At 59.4% G+C, this 574-nt stretch carries 1 protein-coding gene; it reads left to right on the top strand.

All coding sequences use genetic code 11. The features are described 5' to 3' along the window. Nucleotides 1-243 (top strand): flagellin (locus HWX04_RS08270; protein WP_281356855.1); only part of this gene is annotated, 243 nt, incomplete at its 5' end. Between the last annotated feature and the right edge of the window lie 331 nt (nt 244-574).

Genomic DNA, 574 nt, shown 5'->3' on the forward strand with positions numbered 1-574 from the left:
CTGGATCTCGTCAACAATACACGCGCCACTTTTGGTGCTGCCCAGAACCGCTTCGAGGCTGTGATCTCGAACCTGCAGGTGGCGGCAGAAAATACATCGGCGGCACGCTCGCGCATCATGGACGCCGACTTTGCCGCTGAAACCGCGAACCTGAGCCGCACGCAGATCCTGCAGCAGGCTGGTACAGCGATGGTGGCCCAGGCCAACCAGCTGCCCCAGTCGGTGCTCAAGCTGATCCAGTAAGAGGGAGCCTGCGAGGCTTTTGAGCCTGGCTGCGCAGGGCGTAGCCAAAAAAAGCCTCAGGTTCGGGAGAAACCGGTCGATAAGATACCGGGGAATGCCTTCGGGCATTTGGTGTGCGTGTTCGCAAGGACGCGTTCTGCGCTGTGGCGCGGAGGTGTTCTGCACTTAGAAAGGGATGGTCATGGCCACCTTGAGCTCAGCTGGCATCAGCGGCAGCGGCCTGGACGAGACAATGATCGCCAAACTGGTGGCCCTGCAAAAGCAGGCACTGGTTCCGCTTCAGCAAAAAGCGTCTGTCCTGGATTCCAAGATATCCACGTTCGGGCAGATC

The organism is Bartonella gabonensis (assembly GCF_903679515.1).
GTDB lineage: Bacteria > Pseudomonadota > Alphaproteobacteria > Rhizobiales > Rhizobiaceae > Bartonella > Bartonella gabonensis.